At 56.2% G+C, this 15,919-nt stretch carries 17 protein-coding genes and 5 tRNA genes; 11 read left to right on the forward strand and 11 right to left on the reverse strand.

Annotated elements, in window-relative coordinates; all coding sequences use genetic code 11:
- Nucleotides 1-5 precede the first annotated feature (5 nt).
- Entirely contained in the window at nt 6-392 is a 387-nt protein-coding gene (gcvH, locus tag R3F64_RS02645; protein ID WP_332609601.1) for a glycine cleavage system protein GcvH, read from the reverse strand.
- A 414-nt stretch (nt 393-806) separates the two neighbouring features.
- Here gcvH and R3F64_RS02650 point away from each other — a divergent pair, with 414 nt between their 5' ends.
- Nucleotides 807-2,195, forward strand: coding sequence for an alanine/glycine:cation symporter family protein (locus R3F64_RS02650; protein ID WP_085918507.1), 1,389 nt, complete (start codon nt 807-809; stop codon nt 2,193-2,195).
- Nucleotides 2,196-2,289: 94 nt separating this feature from the next.
- Nucleotides 2,290-3,402, forward strand: coding sequence for a glycine cleavage system aminomethyltransferase GcvT (gcvT, locus tag R3F64_RS02655; protein WP_264823124.1), 1,113 nt, complete (start codon nt 2,290-2,292; stop codon nt 3,400-3,402).
- A 49-nt stretch (nt 3,403-3,451) separates the two neighbouring features.
- Here gcvT and R3F64_RS02660 read toward each other — a convergent pair whose 3' ends face one another.
- The 3 genes from R3F64_RS02660 to R3F64_RS02670 are packed head-to-tail and all read right to left on the reverse strand — an operon-like array spanning nt 3,452 to nt 6,185.
- A complete protein-coding gene (locus tag R3F64_RS02660) occupies nt 3,452-4,324 on the reverse strand; it encodes a LysM peptidoglycan-binding domain-containing protein (RefSeq protein WP_085918509.1) in 873 nt (290 codons plus the stop codon).
- A gap of 20 nt (nt 4,325-4,344) precedes the next feature.
- Nucleotides 4,345-5,226 carry an acyltransferase gene (locus R3F64_RS02665; RefSeq protein WP_085918510.1) on the reverse strand — a complete coding sequence of 294 codons (882 nt, stop codon included), beginning with the start codon at nt 5,224-5,226 and terminating at the stop codon, nt 4,345-4,347.
- Between the two features lie 44 nt (nt 5,227-5,270).
- Nucleotides 5,271-6,185: a LysR family transcriptional regulator gene (locus R3F64_RS02670; protein ID WP_332609606.1), complete on the reverse strand. Its 915-nt coding sequence runs from the start codon at nt 6,183-6,185 to the stop codon at nt 5,271-5,273.
- Between the two features lie 185 nt (nt 6,186-6,370).
- Here R3F64_RS02670 and R3F64_RS02675 point away from each other — a divergent pair, with 185 nt between their 5' ends.
- Together R3F64_RS02675 and R3F64_RS02680 are read left to right on the forward strand one after the other, a co-directional pair.
- A complete protein-coding gene (locus tag R3F64_RS02675; RefSeq protein WP_066320486.1) occupies nt 6,371-7,069 on the forward strand; it encodes a CoA transferase subunit A in 699 nt (232 codons plus the stop codon).
- Nucleotides 7,070-7,135: 66 nt separating this feature from the next.
- Complete coding sequence (locus tag R3F64_RS02680; RefSeq protein ID WP_085918512.1) at nt 7,136-7,801, forward strand: CoA transferase subunit B; 666 nt, start codon at nt 7,136-7,138, stop codon at nt 7,799-7,801.
- A gap of 50 nt (nt 7,802-7,851) precedes the next feature.
- On the opposite strand, the gene R3F64_RS02685 is transcribed toward R3F64_RS02680, so the two are convergent.
- Together R3F64_RS02685 and R3F64_RS02690 are read right to left on the reverse strand one after the other, a co-directional pair.
- On the reverse strand, nt 7,852-8,619 hold the full coding sequence (locus R3F64_RS02685) for a DUF1338 domain-containing protein (RefSeq protein WP_332609611.1): 768 nt from the start codon (nt 8,617-8,619) through the stop codon (nt 7,852-7,854).
- A 113-nt stretch (nt 8,620-8,732) separates the two neighbouring features.
- Nucleotides 8,733-9,008, reverse strand: a complete 276-nt coding sequence (locus R3F64_RS02690; RefSeq protein ID WP_085918514.1) for a GrxA family glutaredoxin — start codon at nt 9,006-9,008, stop codon at nt 8,733-8,735.
- Between the two features lie 194 nt (nt 9,009-9,202).
- On the opposite strand from R3F64_RS02690, the gene R3F64_RS02695 reads away from it, so the two are divergent.
- Nucleotides 9,203-9,973 carry a 3-hydroxybutyrate dehydrogenase gene (locus tag R3F64_RS02695; RefSeq protein WP_199285338.1) on the forward strand — a complete coding sequence of 257 codons (771 nt, stop codon included), beginning with the start codon at nt 9,203-9,205 and terminating at the stop codon, nt 9,971-9,973.
- A gap of 49 nt (nt 9,974-10,022) precedes the next feature.
- Here the strand turns inward: R3F64_RS02695 and R3F64_RS02700 are convergent, their stop codons facing one another.
- From R3F64_RS02700 to R3F64_RS02710, 3 genes are read right to left on the reverse strand one after another with little or no spacing between them, the layout of a single operon-like run.
- On the reverse strand, nt 10,023-10,562 hold the full coding sequence (locus R3F64_RS02700) for a response regulator transcription factor (RefSeq protein WP_085918516.1): 540 nt from the start codon (nt 10,560-10,562) through the stop codon (nt 10,023-10,025).
- A 41-nt stretch (nt 10,563-10,603) separates the two neighbouring features.
- Nucleotides 10,604-11,872, reverse strand: a complete 1,269-nt coding sequence (locus tag R3F64_RS02705; protein WP_199285337.1) for an ATP-binding protein — start codon at nt 11,870-11,872, stop codon at nt 10,604-10,606.
- Between the two features lie 5 nt (nt 11,873-11,877).
- The gene (locus tag R3F64_RS02710) at nt 11,878-12,294 is read right to left on the reverse strand and encodes a hypothetical protein (protein ID WP_085918518.1); all 417 of its coding nucleotides are present in this window, start codon (nt 12,292-12,294) and stop codon (nt 11,878-11,880) included.
- A gap of 167 nt (nt 12,295-12,461) precedes the next feature.
- Between R3F64_RS02710 and pyrC the strand changes: the two genes are divergently transcribed.
- A complete protein-coding gene (pyrC, locus tag R3F64_RS02715; RefSeq protein WP_332609617.1) occupies nt 12,462-13,496 on the forward strand; it encodes a dihydroorotase in 1,035 nt (344 codons plus the stop codon).
- Here pyrC and mtnN read toward each other — a convergent pair.
- Together mtnN and folD are read right to left on the reverse strand one after the other, a co-directional pair.
- Nucleotides 13,489-14,196 (reverse strand): 5'-methylthioadenosine/S-adenosylhomocysteine nucleosidase, encoded by a 708-nt coding sequence (gene mtnN, locus R3F64_RS02720; RefSeq protein ID WP_085918520.1) that lies wholly within the window; start codon nt 14,194-14,196, stop codon nt 13,489-13,491. The two genes, pyrC and mtnN, sit on opposite strands and share 8 nt — an antisense overlap.
- Before the next feature lie 43 nt (nt 14,197-14,239).
- Nucleotides 14,240-15,103, reverse strand: a complete 864-nt coding sequence (gene folD / locus R3F64_RS02725) for a bifunctional methylenetetrahydrofolate dehydrogenase/methenyltetrahydrofolate cyclohydrolase FolD (protein WP_332609620.1) — start codon at nt 15,101-15,103, stop codon at nt 14,240-14,242.
- A 203-nt stretch (nt 15,104-15,306) separates the two neighbouring features.
- On the opposite strand from folD, the gene R3F64_RS02730 reads away from it, so the two are divergent.
- The 5 genes from R3F64_RS02730 (at nt 15,307) to R3F64_RS02750 (ending at nt 15,906) form a co-directional block, all read left to right on the forward strand.
- A tRNA-Pro gene (locus tag R3F64_RS02730) sits at nt 15,307-15,383 on the forward strand.
- Nucleotides 15,384-15,470: 87 nt separating this feature from the next.
- A tRNA-Arg gene (locus R3F64_RS02735) sits at nt 15,471-15,547 on the forward strand.
- A gap of 52 nt (nt 15,548-15,599) precedes the next feature.
- Nucleotides 15,600-15,674 (forward strand) — tRNA-His (locus R3F64_RS02740).
- A 41-nt stretch (nt 15,675-15,715) separates the two neighbouring features.
- A tRNA-His gene (locus tag R3F64_RS02745) sits at nt 15,716-15,790 on the forward strand.
- 41 nt (nt 15,791-15,831) lie between these two features.
- Nucleotides 15,832-15,906 (forward strand) — tRNA-His (locus R3F64_RS02750).
- Nucleotides 15,907-15,919 lie beyond the last annotated feature (13 nt).

Consider the following 15,919-nt stretch of genomic DNA (forward strand, 5'->3'; position numbering starts at 1 on the left):
ATTGATCAGTCGTCGCTTAACGTCGCTTGATAGGCGTCTGCATCCATCAACTCATCAAGGTTGTCATCGTTTAACCGCACCTTCATGATCCAGCCGCCTTCATAGGGGGCATCGTTGACCGTTTCAGGGGCGTCTTCCAGCGCTTCATTGACGTCGATAACGTCGCCATCAACGGGCGAATAAAGGTCAGAGGCGGCTTTGACCGATTCAATCACACCGAACTCATCGCCTTTGGTCAGCGTGGTGCCGACATCGGGCAGTTCGACAAACACGACATCGCCAAGCGCGGCTTGAGCATGGTCGGTAATGCCAATGGTGACCGTGCCATCTTGATGGTCAAGCACCCACTCGTGGCTCTCAGCGTAACGAAGGTTGGCAGGAAGATTGCTCATGGTGATTCCCTATACGAAACGGATGTGGAGCCGCCATGTTAGCGCTTGTTGGTCACCTTGGCGATGGGCGCTGTTCACGGCGAGCGTTTAGCGAAGCATGGTAACGTGTTTCCAATAGGAAACAAGTTTCCATGCTGCTGCTTTATAGCGACATCCCTACCTATCTAAAACGTCGATGACGATTACGTGGTCATGAATTGTCAATTTAGCGAAATTTACTGCGTTAACTCGACAATGCCATGGCAAGTGACCAAAGTTATGGTGTAAAACATGGCGATCTTACGTCGGGTGCCGCCAGCGATCGGCTCGTGACACAAGAGCGTTTGATGGCCAGAATTAAGCGACGCGTCGTCAAGCGTTACATCTGGCCTACATCGAATAAATCAAATCATGAAAAGGGTAAGGAGGTAGCAGGTGGAAACATTAAACAGTCTCTTCGGAGCCATTAACGGGGTGGTATGGGGCCCGTTGATGCTCATCTTGTTGTTAGGTGTGGGGATCTACCTCCAGCTTGGCCTGAAACTGATGCCCATCAGGAAGCTCGGTATCGGCTTCAAGCTAATGTGGCAGGGACGGGAAGCCAAGGGAGAGAGCGCTGAAAAAGACGGCGAAATTTCCCCCTTTAATGCCCTGATGACGTCGCTGTCGGCGACTATCGGTACCGGTAATATCGCCGGGGTGGCCACCGCGATTGCGTTAGGTGGGCCGGGCGCGGTGTTCTGGATGTGGATCACGGCGCTGGTAGGGATGGCCACAAAATTTGCCGAGGCACTGCTGGCGGTCCGTTTTCGTGAGACCGACAGTACTGGCTACCATGTCGGCGGACCGATGTTCTACATCAAGAACGGTCTCGGCAAGAAATGGATGTGGCTTGGTGTGTTGTTTGCGTTCTTCGGTGCTGTGGCTGCCTTCGGTATTGGTAACACGGTGCAGTCCAATTCGGTCGCGGATGCCATGGATGCCACCTTCGGCGTGCCGACATGGTTAACCGGGGTGGTGATCATGGTGCTGGCCGGTGCGGTCATTCTCGGCGGCATCAAGCGGATTGCCAAGGTCGCTGGCAAGTTGGTACCCGTCATGGGGATAGCCTACATCGTCGCGGGTATTGTCGTGCTGATTATTAATGCCGGTCAGATCGGTGAAGCCTTCAGCTTGATTTTCTACTATGCCTTCAACCCGGTTGCGGCTGCGGGTGGTTTTGCAGGCGCGGCGGTCATGGCAGCGATTCGCTTTGGTGTGGCTCGGGGGATTTTCTCCAACGAAGCAGGCTTGGGTAGTGCGCCTATTGCCCACGCGGCGGCACAAACCAAGAACCCGGTCCGCCAGGGTCTGATTGCCATGCTGGGAACCTTTATCGATACCATTGTGGTGTGCACCATCACAGCGTTGGTTATCTTGACCTCAACCGTATGGATTGATGGCGAGGAGGGGGCGTCGTTAACGGCACTCTCCTTCGATGCGGCGCTACCCGGGTTCGGCAATCAGATTGTTGCCGTTGCGCTAGCGGTGTTTGCCTTTACCACTATCCTTGGCTGGTCGTTCTACGGCGAAAAATGCTTCCAGTTCCTGTTCGGGACGCGCTCCATCATGCTTTATCGCGTACTCTTCGTTCTAGCGATTCCGCTTGGTGCCATGGCGCAGCTTGGGTTCATCTGGCTGATGGCGGATACCTTCAACGCCATGATGGCGATCCCCAACCTGATTGCACTGGCCCTGCTGTCGCCCGTCGTGTTTAAACTGACCAAAGACTATTTCGATGGCAAAGATGTCTTGCCAGGGGAATCGTTAGACCACGATAACTAATCGTTGCCAGGCGCTCGTGCGCATTTGCAATGCTGATGAAGAGTCGGGAAGGCACTGATGTGGCTTCCCGCTCTTGTTTGTAAAGGAGTGATTGATGACTGAGCTTAAACAGACCCCGTTGCATGCGCTGCATTGCCGACTGGGGGCAAAGATGGTGCCTTTTGCCGGTTACGAGATGCCTGTCCAATATCCGTTGGGCGTTAAAAAGGAGCACGAGCATACACGCCGGCAGTGCGGCTTGTTTGATGTCTCGCATATGGGGCAGGTAGTGGTGTCTGGCGATAACGTCGCCGAGGAATTGGAAACCCTGATTCCTGCCGATCTGGTTGGGTTGGCCGAAGGTGCCCAGCGCTATGGGCTGCTGACCAGCAGCGAAGGCGGAATTCTTGACGACCTGATGGTCGTCAATGCGGGAGATCATTTCTATCTGGTGGTCAATGCTGCCTGCAAGGAACAGGATATCGCCCATCTGCAGGCACATTTAGGTGACCGCCTGACCATAGAACCGCTGGACCGGGGGTTGCTCGCCCTGCAGGGACCCAGTGCGCATCTGGTCATGCAGCGGATTTGCCCGGCAGCCTGCGAGATGGTGTTTATGCAGCACGGTCGCTTTCAAGTGGCCGATCAAGAGGTCTGGATCAGCCGCAGTGGCTACACCGGCGAAGATGGCTTCGAAATATCGGTGGCGGCTGACGCCACCGAGGCTTTCGCTGAACGATTGCTGTCAGAGCCTGAAGTCGAAGCCATCGGCCTCGGTGCCCGTGACTCCTTGCGTCTGGAGGCAGGTCTGTGCCTCTACGGGCACGACATGGATACCATGACCACACCGGTAGAAGCCGGTTTGATCTGGGCGATCAGCAAGCCGCGTCGTCACGGCGGCGATCGCCCTGGCGGCTTTCCCGGTGCGGATTTGATCCTTCACCAGGTCGATACCAAAGACCATACCCGTAAACGCGTGGGGCTGGTGGCCGAGGGGCGCCAGCCGGTGCGTGAAGGCGCAACGCTGTTAACTGAGAATGGCAGTGAGGTGGGGATGGTGACCTCCGGCGGATTCGGGCCCAGTGTGGGTAAGCCAGTGGCAATGGGCTACGTTTCCCGCGACCTTGAAGCACCGGGCACGACCGTTTATGCCGAAGTGCGCGGTAAACGGTTACCCATGACCGTCACAAAAACACCGTTTGTCACTGCCAACTATTATCGTGGTTAGGCGTGGTGGTGAAACCGCCCCCGCCCTGGCTGTAGCCGCGGGGCCGGTTTTATTTCAGCACTTGCCGAGGGTCAATCGGTTTTCCACCCTGGCGTAAATCAAACAACAAATCATGACGACCCGTGGCCCGGCTTTTGCCTACCTGGCAAAGCGGGTCGCCTACGGCTACCTGCTGACCTTCCTCGACAGTTAACTGCTCACACAGGGCATAGACGCTTTGCAGGTTATCTGCATGGTGAACAATCACCACCTTCTCAAGCTGTCGCATACTGCCTGCAAAGCGGACCTCGCCCTTGGCGACTGCCTTTACGCTGGCATTGGCCTGGGTGGCCAGCAGCATGGGCTGAAGCGTGCCACGGCTATCAGGGCCATAGCGGCGAACAACCCGGTAATCGTCCAGTGGCCAGGGCCAGCGTTTGGCCGATGCTGGGAGTGATGAACTGCTTGCGCTGGACGTTTGCGCGGCCGGTTTGCTGGTGCTTGACGGTGTCGAGCTGGCGGTCGAGGTGCTAGCGCTCGAACCGACGGGAATATTGATCATTTGTCCAACGCGCAATTCGGTCGCCGAGCTGCCCGCGTTGGCACTTTGTAGCCGCGACGAGGTGGTGCCGAAATGGCGAGCAAGGCTGGAAAAAGTATCGCCCGGGCGGATTTGGTAGCGGTATGGTCCACTTGCCGGCGCGCGTTCCTGCTGCGTAGGAATCAGCACGCGTTGGCCAACGGCCAGGTGGCGAGCTTTTACGCCTGGATTGAAGCGCTGTAGCCTTTCGAGTGGCACGTTGGCGCGTTTGGCTAACTGGCCCAGCGTATCACCACGTTTGATTGCCACCCAGCTACCGCTGATCTGGGTCATCGCCGGGGCAGCGACTCGCTGCGGGGTAGAGGGCGTGCCGGCGCAGCCCACCATTATGCTGGCGACCATGATAGCCCCGAGCCACTTGCTCAAGCATGATCGATCTGACCATCCAGTTGACAGTCTTTTTCCTGCCAAAGTGCATTGATCCATGTGTGGAAATGTTCCTTGTGCTGCGATTCGGCGTGATAGTCAGCGGTCAACATCCATGCAGGCACTTCAAGGATGCGTGCCTTCAGGGTGATCGGTGCTTCCTGTCCACAGAGAAAGCCCCAAAAAGTGGGATTTGGATTGGTATAGCTCAACGTGACGTCAAGGATGCCGTCGAGCTTGTCGCCAAGCAAGTTGAGGACTTGAGCAACCCCGCCCGCCTTGGGGCGAAGCAGATGGCGGTAGGGGCTCTGTTGCAAGGCATGTTTATGCGGCGTAAAGCGAGTGCCTTCAACAAAGTTGTAGATAGCAATGGGCGACTGGCGGGCGCGAGCGCACATGCGTTCTGTCGCCTCTCGGTCCAGCTTTGCCAGGGCGGGATTCCGGGCGATTTGCTCTCGGGTAATGCGACGCATGATAGGGAAATCGAGCGCCCAAAAGGCAAGACCCACAATCGGTATCCACAATAACTGCCGTTTTACAAAGAAACGCGGCATGGGAATGCGCCGATGCAGAACCAACAACAGCATAAAGATATCGGTCCAGCTACGATGATTGGAAATCACCAACCACCACTGATCCGGACGCAGGTTATCGGGGACAGATGCATCAAGCCGAGGCTGTATCCAGTGCCGCATCCACCACAGGTTAACGCCTATCCAGTTCATGGTGACGTGACCAATGCCTGCTTGTACTGCCTTTAGAACGCGACCCTTGGGGGTTATTACTTTGAGCAGAGACAGCGCTGTCAGGGGGATTCCCCAAAAAAGCGTGTTGAGGGCTAGCAAGGCAACGCTAACCACCCCTTTTAACATCGGCATACCGCGTTTCCTTACTGGTGCGTAATGTTGAATGCTAAAGGATATTAACCAGCCTGCCCAGCCTCATGCTCGGGTAAGTAAGGCGCCTGAACGGTTTCCAGCAATACCGTGCGCAATGCATGTGCAGCGACTGATAGCTCCTGTTGCGTCAGTATCCCCACGCGACAGGCAACGCTTGGCGAGGTCAGGGGAAGGTATTGAGCGCCCAGCGCCTGCATTTGCGGAATGCACATTGATGGCACTGCGCTGACGCCCAGGCCTTCTGCCACCATTCGGCCGACGGTCGATAATTGATGACTTTCGAAGGCGACCGGTAAATCCATTTGCTGTCGGGAAAGAGCCTGTTCCAGCAGTCGGCGGACCATTGAGGGTCGTTGCAAGGTGATGAAATCCTCGCCTAGCAAGTCCGCCCATGACAGTGAGGCTCGCTTACTCAACCGTGAGCCATTGGAAACAACCGCGACAAAATGATCCTCGAATAGAGGCGTGAATGTCAGGCTGCCGGTGCCTTCTGGTGCAAACGCAATGCCCATTTCCACCTGGCGCGAACGGACCATGTCGTTAACATCTTCGTTGATGACATCGTGCACGGTCACATTGATTTTGGGGTATTGTTGACGGAATCTGACCAATGCCCCGGGGAGCAGGTTGCAGGCAAAGGCAGGCATGGCCGCGACGCTGAGGCGGCCCAGTTGCAAAGTGAAGCGTTGACGCAGGCGTTCTTCCGTATTGTCCCACTGGGCGAGCAAATGCTTGGCCAGCGGCAGCAGCGACTCGCCCTCGGGGGTTAAGCGGACACTGCGAGTGCTGCGTAGCAATAGTTTGCCGCCCAGAGCATCTTCGAGCCCTTTTATGGCTAGACTAAGGGCAGGCTGGGACAAATGTAACCGTTCGCAGGCCTGAGTAAAGCTCAGGGTCTGGGCAACGGCCAGGAAGGCGCGCAACTGTTTGACGGTCATGGTCGGCTCTTTATAAGTTATGCAAATAAATTGATAAGAAAAACAAACTTAACAAATATATTGTCTGGCACAACACTGCAACCAGAAGCCTGCGTCGCGATAGCCGTCACAACTTGGATCTCGTGGGCTCAGCGACATTGGTGTATCACTGACAACCGTCATCGACAACAAGGCGAGGTATAACAATGGCAGGATTCGATAAGCGTGTTGCTTCCTACGAAGAAGCGATGGAAGGCATTGAAAGCGGCATGACCGTATTGGCCGGTGGTTTCGGCCTGTGCGGCATTCCCGAAAATCTGATTGCTGAAATAAAGCGACGTGGCGTCAAGGACCTGACCGTTGTATCGAACAACTGTGGCGTTGACGGTTTTGGCCTCGGCCTGTTGCTCGAAGACCGTCAGATACGCAAGATTCTGGCGTCTTATGTAGGCGAGAATGCGCTGTTCGAGCAGCAAATGCTCAATGACGAGATCGAAGTGGTGCTAACCCCTCAGGGGACGCTCGCGGAAAAGATGCGCGCAGGCGGAGCCGGTATCCCGGCGTTTTATACCGCCACCGGCTATGGCACTCCCATTGGCGAAGGCAAGGAAGTCCGTGAATTCAATGGTCGTCCGCATATTCTGGAAGAGGCCATAACCGGTGAATTTGCCATTGTGAAGGGCTGGAAAGCCGACCGTTACGGTAATGTCATGTACCGCCATACGGCGCAGAACTTTAATCCCATGGTCGCAACGGCGGGCAGGATTACTGTCGTTGAAGTCGAAGAGATCGTTGAGCCCGGCGAACTGGAGCCCAGTCAGATCCATACACCGGGCATCTATGTAGACCGAATCATTCAGGGCACGTTTGAGAAGCGCATCGAAAAACGCACGGTTCACAGTTAAGAGTGCAGCGCTATAGAACGACCCGGTTGTTTTGGCTTTTAATCGATTCACTATGAGGAACTGATCATGGCACTGACACGTGAACAAATGGCTCAGCGTGTGGCGCGGGAACTGGAAGACGGCTTTTACGTTAATTTGGGAATCGGCATTCCGACCCTGGTGGCTAACTATATCCCCGAGGATATGGACGTAATGCTTCAGTCGGAAAATGGTTTGCTGGGCATGGGGCGTTATCCCACCGAAGAAGAAGTTGATCCCGACATGATCAACGCCGGCAAGCAAACCGTTACGGCAAGACCGGGCGCGGCGATTTTTTCATCGGCAGAGTCGTTCGCGATGATTCGCGGCGGCCACGTGGATCTGACGGTACTGGGAGCGTTTGAGGTCGATCAGAATGGCAATATTGCCTCCTGGATGATTCCCGGCAAGCTGATCAAGGGGATGGGGGGCGCCATGGATCTGGTAGCTGGTGCGGAAAATATCATTTGCACCATGACTCATGCGTCAAAACACGGGGAGTCCAAATTGCTCGAAAAATGCAATCTGCCATTGACCGGCGCAGGCTGTATTAACCGTGTATTGACGGACCTGGCATACCTTGAAATCAAGGACGGCACTTTCATTCTGAAAGAGCGTGCGCCGGGCGTGAGTGTTGAAGAAATTGTCGAAAAGACTGCAGGCAAGCTGGTGGTACCCGACCACGTCCCCGAAATGACATTTGCCCAAGGCTAGTCGGCCCCCGAGTGCCTGACGCAAGTCAAGGCGTAAGCGTCGCCTGGCGCTTACGCCATCTCGCAGCGGGCATGAACAGGCAGCAATAGCTCGGCTATCCGTTCGTGATTGCTTTCCAGGTGCCTCTGAACTATGGCCAGACCGCCCAGACAGAGACGATGTTCGTCACCCTGGTCGAATATCATTTTTTGAGGGGTGGCGGGGTAAAAACGATGGACAAGCAGGTTGGAAACGCTGAATACCCCATTTTGCTGATCTACCATGTGGGTCAGGCCGCTTTGTAATAGTTGCCGGTCAATGGCTTCCATTGAGCTGCCAAGCTGTTCGCAGTCAAAGCCGACATGGTGCAGCCTGGGCCCCATAACGGCTAACCAGGCGGCGAGCGGGTGTTCATCGTGTAGCTTTTGATAAAGTGTCCAAGCAGGCATTGGCCAGGGGCGACCTCTACACAGCAGGTTTTGGCCTTTGCTGTCTTGCGGGTGCGTTTGCTGGACGAGGCCCAGCAGCGCTTCACGTAGCGATTTTGACAGGGTGCCCGTCTGTAATTCGACAAGAACCAGGCAGCTTCCACCCTCCGCTGGCGCCAAGAGATGGATGAGCAGTCCCTTGTCGGCCATCGCATAATGCCCGATGTGGCGATAACCCATATGGGCAAGCGAAGGCGATAGCGCTTGGGCGGAAAAACCGCCATGGTTGAGCGTCACCAGGGTGAGATAATCCGCTGGCGTGGAAAGGGGCCAGAGGCGGAGTGCCCCGATATCAGGGTGAGTATGGATATAATCCAGCCACAACTGCTGGATGAACTCCTCGCGATGCATACTGCCTTCCTTGCCAAGGTATCGGACCATTAACGTCTAGGTTGCTATCAAGTCAGTATAGGCAAGTGACAGGTGAACGGTTCAACGCAGCTAAACGGCAGGCTAACGCTGACTCAGGCAGTCGACGAGGTGCTCAGTAGCTGGTGGTCGCGCACAAACTGGTCGAATTCGGTAAAGCCACCGACATGCTGCTGATCGACAAAAACCTGGGGAACGGTATGAATCGGCTTGCCGGCGGTTTTGGCAATATCGTCTTTGCTGACACCCTCAGACGGCATGTCGACGTAGCGATAGCCTTCAATGTTCCCCGCTTGTTCCAGCTGCTCAGCAAGCTGCTTGGCGCGAACACAAAACGGGCAGGACAAGCGTCCAAAAATGACCACAAACATACATGACTCCTTTGCTGGTGATAGAACGACAGAACATTGTGAATCAACCCGCCAGTGTTATCCAATAGGGGAACGCTAAAAAGGTTATTGAGTCACGTTATCATCTGCGTCTTTTCGAAGAGGCGCAGTGAAGCGGTAAGCAATCAACTAGACTGAACCCAGCAAGCCCACTCATTTAATCAACAGGATTTGCCATGACGACGACAGCAGTGACCCCCCGTGTTGCCTTGGTTACCGGCACCAGCAGCGGTATTGGCGAAGCAGTGGTCAAACACTTTTGCGAATTGGGCCACCAGGTATTGGCGGTCGATTTCAACCCTGAGGGTAAAAAGATCGCCGAGGCGGCAGGGGCTGCGTTCTACCAGGCAGATTTGACCGACCCGGAGGCCTGTCGCGGTGCCGTTGCGGAGGCGGTCAAACGCTTTGGCGGCGTGGATATCCTGGTTAACAATGCCGGGATTCAGCATGTGGCGGCGATTGAAGACTTTCCCGAAGCGAAATGGCGTCACATTATCGACCTGATGCTGACAGCCCCTTTCCTGCTGACCCAGGCAGCCTGGCCGCACATGCGCGAAAAGGGCTGGGGCCGGATCGTCAATATTGCGTCTATTCATGCCCAGGTGGCCTCGCCGGGGAAGGCCGCTTATATCAGTGCCAAGCACGGCATGATCGGGCTCACCAAGACGGCTGCGCTGGAAGGTGGTGAGCAGGGGATTACGGCTAATGCGATATGCCCGGCCTACGTGAAAACCCCTCTGGTCGATAATCAGATTGCGGATCAGGCCAAGCTGCATGGCATGGGCGAGCAGGAAGTGATTGAAAATATCATGCTCAAGAATGCCGCTGTGAAACGCCTGATCGAACCCGCTGAAGTAGCGCAGCTGGTTGCCTATATGGCCTCCGACGCTGCAGGGGCGGTGACCGGAGCGAGTTGGAATATCGACCTTGGCTGGACCGCCCATTAGTCCGTCTTAAACCGCCTCCGTTGCCATGCAAGCGGAGGCAGATAAACGGTTAGCGACGTACAGGGCGCTTTTGCAATTTGCGCTGTAGCGTTCGGCGGTGCATGCCGAGCGCCCTGGCAGTGGCCGAGATATTGCCATCGTGCTCCTGCAAGACCTTTTGGATGTGTTCCCAGGTAATGCGATTGATGGAAGGTGGGCTATCAGCAACTTCAATGTTGGGATCACCTTCGGAGCGGTCGAACGCGTTCAGTACATCGTCAGCGTCAACCGGTTTGCATAAATAATTGACGGCCCCCAGCTTGATGGCTTCCACGGCGGTCGCAATACTCGAGTAGCCGGTCAAGACGACCACATGGCAGTGCGGCACGACTGCCAGCAGGTCGGGCAATAACTTGAGCCCCGAGGAATTTTCCAGCTTCAAGTCGAGGGTGGCCATGGTGGGGGCATGTTGGGCCGCAAGTGCCAGGGCCTGGTCCGCATCATGTGCCACGACGACCTCAAAGCCTCGCCGGGTGAGGGAGCGGCTTAGCACATGGCAAAACATCTCGTCGTCGTCGACAATCAATAACCGCTGGTTGGGTGTTTGCATGATGACCTCAATTAATCACTAAAACGAGAGCGCCACATAGCCTAGTCAGCGTCTGCACGGGGTAGCGTGACCTCGGTTAACGTACCGCCTTCGGGATGGTTGTAAAGACTGACGCCCCCGCCAAAGCGATTGATCGTGGCGTGGGTCAAGAATAAACCAATGCCCATTCCTTTGCTTTTTGTGGAAATGAACGTATCGCCCAGCTGATCGGCGATCGACATGGCAACGCCTGGGCCGTGGTCACGAATATCGATGACGACGCGGTCAGAGTGCCAGTCCAGCCCGATGGCGATGTCTTCAGGATTGGCGTCCGCAGCGTTATTGAGCAGATTGGTCAGCGCCTGATCAAGGGTGGCGTCAACCGCCAGCCAGGGTCGCCCACGGCGGCTGGCGATGTCCAATTGGTGGCTGACATCGGGCCGCAATACCAGCCAGCGTTGGACAACACCCCCCAGCCAGGTTTCGGCGTCGAGCACTTCCGGTTCTGCCATGCGCCGCCGGTCCGCCTGGTTGACGAGATGCTGCAGGCGCGATTTGCAAATATCCACCTGCTGACGCAGTAATTCGATATCTTCCTGACGCTCCGGGTGGTCCTTGGCTTCTTCCTGCATATCCTTGAGCAGTACGGCCATGGTGGATAGTGGCGTGCCCAGTTCATGCGCGGTGCCCGCCGCCTGGGTGGCAACGGCCAACACTTGCTCGTTGCGTAACGCCGCTTCACGGGTGCGCGAAAGGGCCTGGTCGCGACGTCTCAAGGCATGGGCCATTTTATAGATGAAGAAAGTGACGAGCCCCGCTGACATGCCGAAATTCACCCACATGCCCAGTACGTGGAGACTAAGCGGGCTGCCGCTGTTGATATGGCCCAGTTGGGGGATCGGATGGTAGTCAATCATCAAGAAGCTATAGGCGGCCATGGCACAGCCGGCAATGATCCACGCATGACGCCAGGGCAGGGTCGCGGCCGCAATGGTAATGGGTACCAGGTAATAGGTGATGAAGGGATTGGTGGAGCCCCCGGAAAAATAGAACAGCAGCGTCAAGCCCACTATATCAGCAAGCAGATGCAGCAAATACTCAAGATGCCGAACCGCACGCGGCCGACCCAGCCGCCACCAGGTGGCAATGTTGAGCAGTCCCATTGCCAGGACAACGCTGACCACCTCAGGAACGGGTAGCTCGAACGAGAGGAATTTGACGCCCACGATGATGGCGATTAAAAAACCCGTCCAGGTGATGCCTCGTACAATGGTCAATCGGACCAGATTACGGTTTGGGGTCGATAACGGCAGCGGGAGCTCGGTTGGCATCTTGCTCACCTGGCGGTGGATTTAAAGCGATGGATCAGGAATTTAATAAACAGTGTCATGACGTAGGTTAACCATCCCGCCGTGGCAACAATATTGAATACCAGCATCTTGGGCGGCAGCCAGGCGCTGCCCAGCAGGCCCTCAATCATGATGTGGAAAAACATCGCAATAAGCACCGGCAGCGCCAGCAAGTGAATCCACATATCGGTCCGCCGTTTGCGCACATGATAGCGCCGCAGCAGGTAGCGAAGCGGCCGGTGTGCCCAGCTGAAAAATGCCAGGGTGGCGACGATCAGCAACATGGTGACGGTCGCTTCGGTGCTGCCGTAATACGTTGAAAACGACACCGACCACGCTAGCGCGAGCCACAGCAAGCCTTCGAGGCTGGCAATAATGTCGGCATTTCGCCGGACCTTCTGCATAACGTGTATCCTTTGACCAACCAGTGATAATTATCATACGCCACATCGGGTTAGCTGTGGGTGAATTGCACTCGATTCAACCTGATGGTGTATCCGGTATACTACTGCTTGAGGCGCAGGGCGCCCATTTCATTGACTGCGATAACTGACGACGTACAGGATCTTCCGTGGACGCTATTACTTTGACCCGGCCAGACGACTGGCACCTCCACCTGCGCGATGGCGAAGCGCTGAAAGCGGTTGTGGGCCACACCGCGGCCCAAATGGGGCGCGCAATCATTATGCCGAACTTGACGCCGCCGATCACCACGACCGAGCAAGCTATCGGTTACCGTGAGCGGATTCTGGATGCATTGCCTGCCGGTAGCCGCTTTGAACCGCTCATGACATTGTATTTGACAGATACCACTCCGCCGGAAGAGATTGAACGGGCAGCAAGAAGCGGTATTGTCAACGCCGTCAAGCTTTACCCGGCAGGGGCGACCACCAACTCCGCCTCAGGGGTGACAGATCTGACCCGCTGCGATGCTACCATTGCCGCGCTTGCCGATGCAGGCATGCCGTTGTTGATGCATGGCGAGGTCACCGACCCAGATATTGATATTTTTGATCGCGAGGCGGTGTTTATCGAGCGCGTGCTGACGCCGCTTTTAGCGCGCCACCCAACGCTGAAAGTGGTGTTCGAACATATCACGACACAACAAGCCGCCGAGTTCGTTGCCCAGGCACCCGATACCGTGGCCGCGACGATTACCGCGCATCACTTGTTGTTCAATCGCAATAAAATGCTGGTCGGGGGGATTCGGCCGCACTATTACTGCCTGCCCATTCTCAAGCGCGAAAGGCACCGTCAGGCCCTATTGAAAGCGGCGACCAGTGGCAGCGGGAAGTTCTTTCTGGGCACCGACAGCGCTCCCCATGCGCAAACCGCCAAAGAGTCCAGCTGTGGTTGTGCGGGCGCTTACACGGCCTCCACGGCGATAGAGCTTTATGCGACGGCGTTTGACGAAGTCGGGGCGCTGTCGGCGCTGGAGGGGTTTGCCAGCCTCAACGGACCGCGCTTTTACGGGCTGCCGCCCAATGGCGATACGATTACCTTGTCGCGGAGCCCGCAAAGCGTCCCCGCCAGCTACCCCTATGCCGATGGTGAGGCGATTATTCCGCTGCTGGCGGGGGAGACGCTCGACTGGTCAATCAGCTAGCGCCTAAAGTGAGGAGCATCTGGTCGACCATGCGCGAGGAATGGTCGGCAGCCACATCCAGGAATTGCTCGAAGGACAGGTGGTTATCGCCGCTGCCGGGAATATCGGATAGCGCGCGGATAACCACGAACGGGCATTGGTAAAGGTGGCATGTCTGGGCAATAGCGGCGGCTTCCATTTCCACCGCCAGCATGCTGGGGAACAAGGCGCGTGTGGCATCGACTCTGGCCGGGTCGGCCATGAAGGCATCGCCAGTGGCGATCAAGCCTTCACGCACGTTGACCTCACCGAGTGTCTTGATGGCTCCCTGAGCCACTTTGCGGAGCGCTTTATCGGCCAGATAAGCCGCGGGCATGCCGGGTACCTGGCCCATTTCGTAGCCGAATACCACCGCGTCTACGTCATGGTGGCGAACTTCGTCGGAAATGATGATATCGCCGATTTTCAGGTCGCTGGCGAACCCGCCGGCTGAGCCGGTGTTGATCACCGCATCAGGTTGATGGCGCTCTAAAAGTAGCGCAGTGCCCACCGCGGCGTTCACTTTGCCAATACCCGATTGAAGGATTGTCACATCGAGGCCATGGCGTGTGCCGCGATGAAAGATAAACCCAGCGTGTTCATAACGCTCCGGGTTTTCGAGCTGGGACGCCAGGATCCTGACTTCCTGGGCCATGGCGCCGATGATGCCGATACGCTTCACTATGTTGTTTTCCTATCCATCAGAAGAAGATAAACAGCCACGATTAGCTGTCAGATTGGTCGTGCTGTTCAGCGGCCGCCAGGGTGTTTTCCAGTAGCGTGGCAACGGTCATCGGTCCCACGCCGCCGGGGACGGGGGTGATCAAGCTGGCGCGTTCGGCCGCAGCGGTGAAACCGACATCCCCTTTCAGCTTGCCGTTTTCCTGGCGATTGATACCCACATCAATCACCACAGCACCGGGTTTTATCCAATCGCCTTGGACAATGCCGGGTTTGCCGACGGCGACCACTACAAGGTCGGCACGCCGGATATGTGCTTCCAGATCTCTGGTAAACCGGTGACATACCGTGGTGGTGGCGCCAGCGAGCATCAGTTCCAGCGCCATGGGTCGGCCGACAATGTTAGAGGCGCCGACGACAGTGGCATCGAGACCGCGGACCTTGACGCCACTCTGCTCAAGCAGCGTCATGATGCCTTTCGGGGTGCAGGGACGAAGGGCAGGCATGCGCTGGGCAAGACGGCCAATATTGAAGGGGTGAAAACCATCGACGTCCTTGTCGGGGCGAATTCGTTCGAGTATCGGTTCGGCGTCAAGCGATTCTGGCAAGGGCAGTTGGACAAGGATGCCGTCGACAGCAGGGTCGTCATTTAACTGGTCAACCAGTGCTTCAAGTGTCTGTTGGGAAGTATGGCTGGGCAGGGCGTGCTGAAAGGAAAGAATGCCTGCCTGTTCACAGGCGCGGTGTTTATTGTTGACATAGACCTGTGAAGCGGGGTCATCTCCTACCACCACAACCGCAAGTCCGGGTGCTCGTTTACCCGCCTGCTGGCGTGCAGCTACCTGTTGAGCAACATGCTGACGGACATTGGCGGCGATCGCTTTGCCATCGATGAGTTGGGCGGTCATGTAAAGAAATCCCCGTAGAGGTTGAAGGGCGAACAAAAACACGAGTGTTAATCAAAGGTCTGACATCGCTAATTTTCGCATGATGGGGCAGTCAGGCAAAGTGCCACGGTAAGTTGTCATGTTGATGGTTGACTTTAAAATTAAAAACAGTAATATATGCCTCGCTTGAGACGGGCCAGGCGGCAGCGTTTAGGCAATGAAATCGGGGTGTAGCGCAGTCTGGTAGCGCGCCTGCTTTGGGAGCAGGATGTCGGGGGTTCGAATCCCTCCACCCCGACCACGTCTAACGCGAAAGGTAGTTTTGCTTTTCCAGGCGATGGTTGTGGTCAAGTGCTCATCAATGTCTTTGTCTACAGATATTACATGTGCGCTCATAGCTCAACCGGATAGAGCAACGGCCTTCTAAGCCGTAGGTTGCAGGTTCGAATCCTGCTGGGCGCGCCATTTGTACCAGTAGCGATCAGCCTTGATGTCTCGTCAGTTGCAGTTGTCAATGGTGGATGTAGCTCAGTGGTAGAGCCCCGGATTGTGGCTCCGGTGGTCGTGGGTTCGATCCCCATCATCCACCCCAGTGACAGCACAGCAAGCAGCAATTCCCTTCTACAGGTTATGGTGGATGTAGCTCAGTGGTAGAGCCCCGGATTGTGGCTCCGGTGGTCGTGGGTTCGATCCCCATCATCCACCCCAGTGACAGCACAGCAAGCAGCAATTCCCTTCTACAGGTTATGGTGGATGTAGCTCAGTGGTAGAGCCCCGGATTGTGGCTCCGGTGGTCGTGGGTTCGATCCCCATCATCCACCCCATTAACCTCTTTTC

The organism is Halomonas sp. 5021 (genome assembly GCF_036663435.1).
Classification (GTDB): domain Bacteria; phylum Pseudomonadota; class Gammaproteobacteria; order Pseudomonadales; family Halomonadaceae; genus Vreelandella; species Vreelandella janggokensis.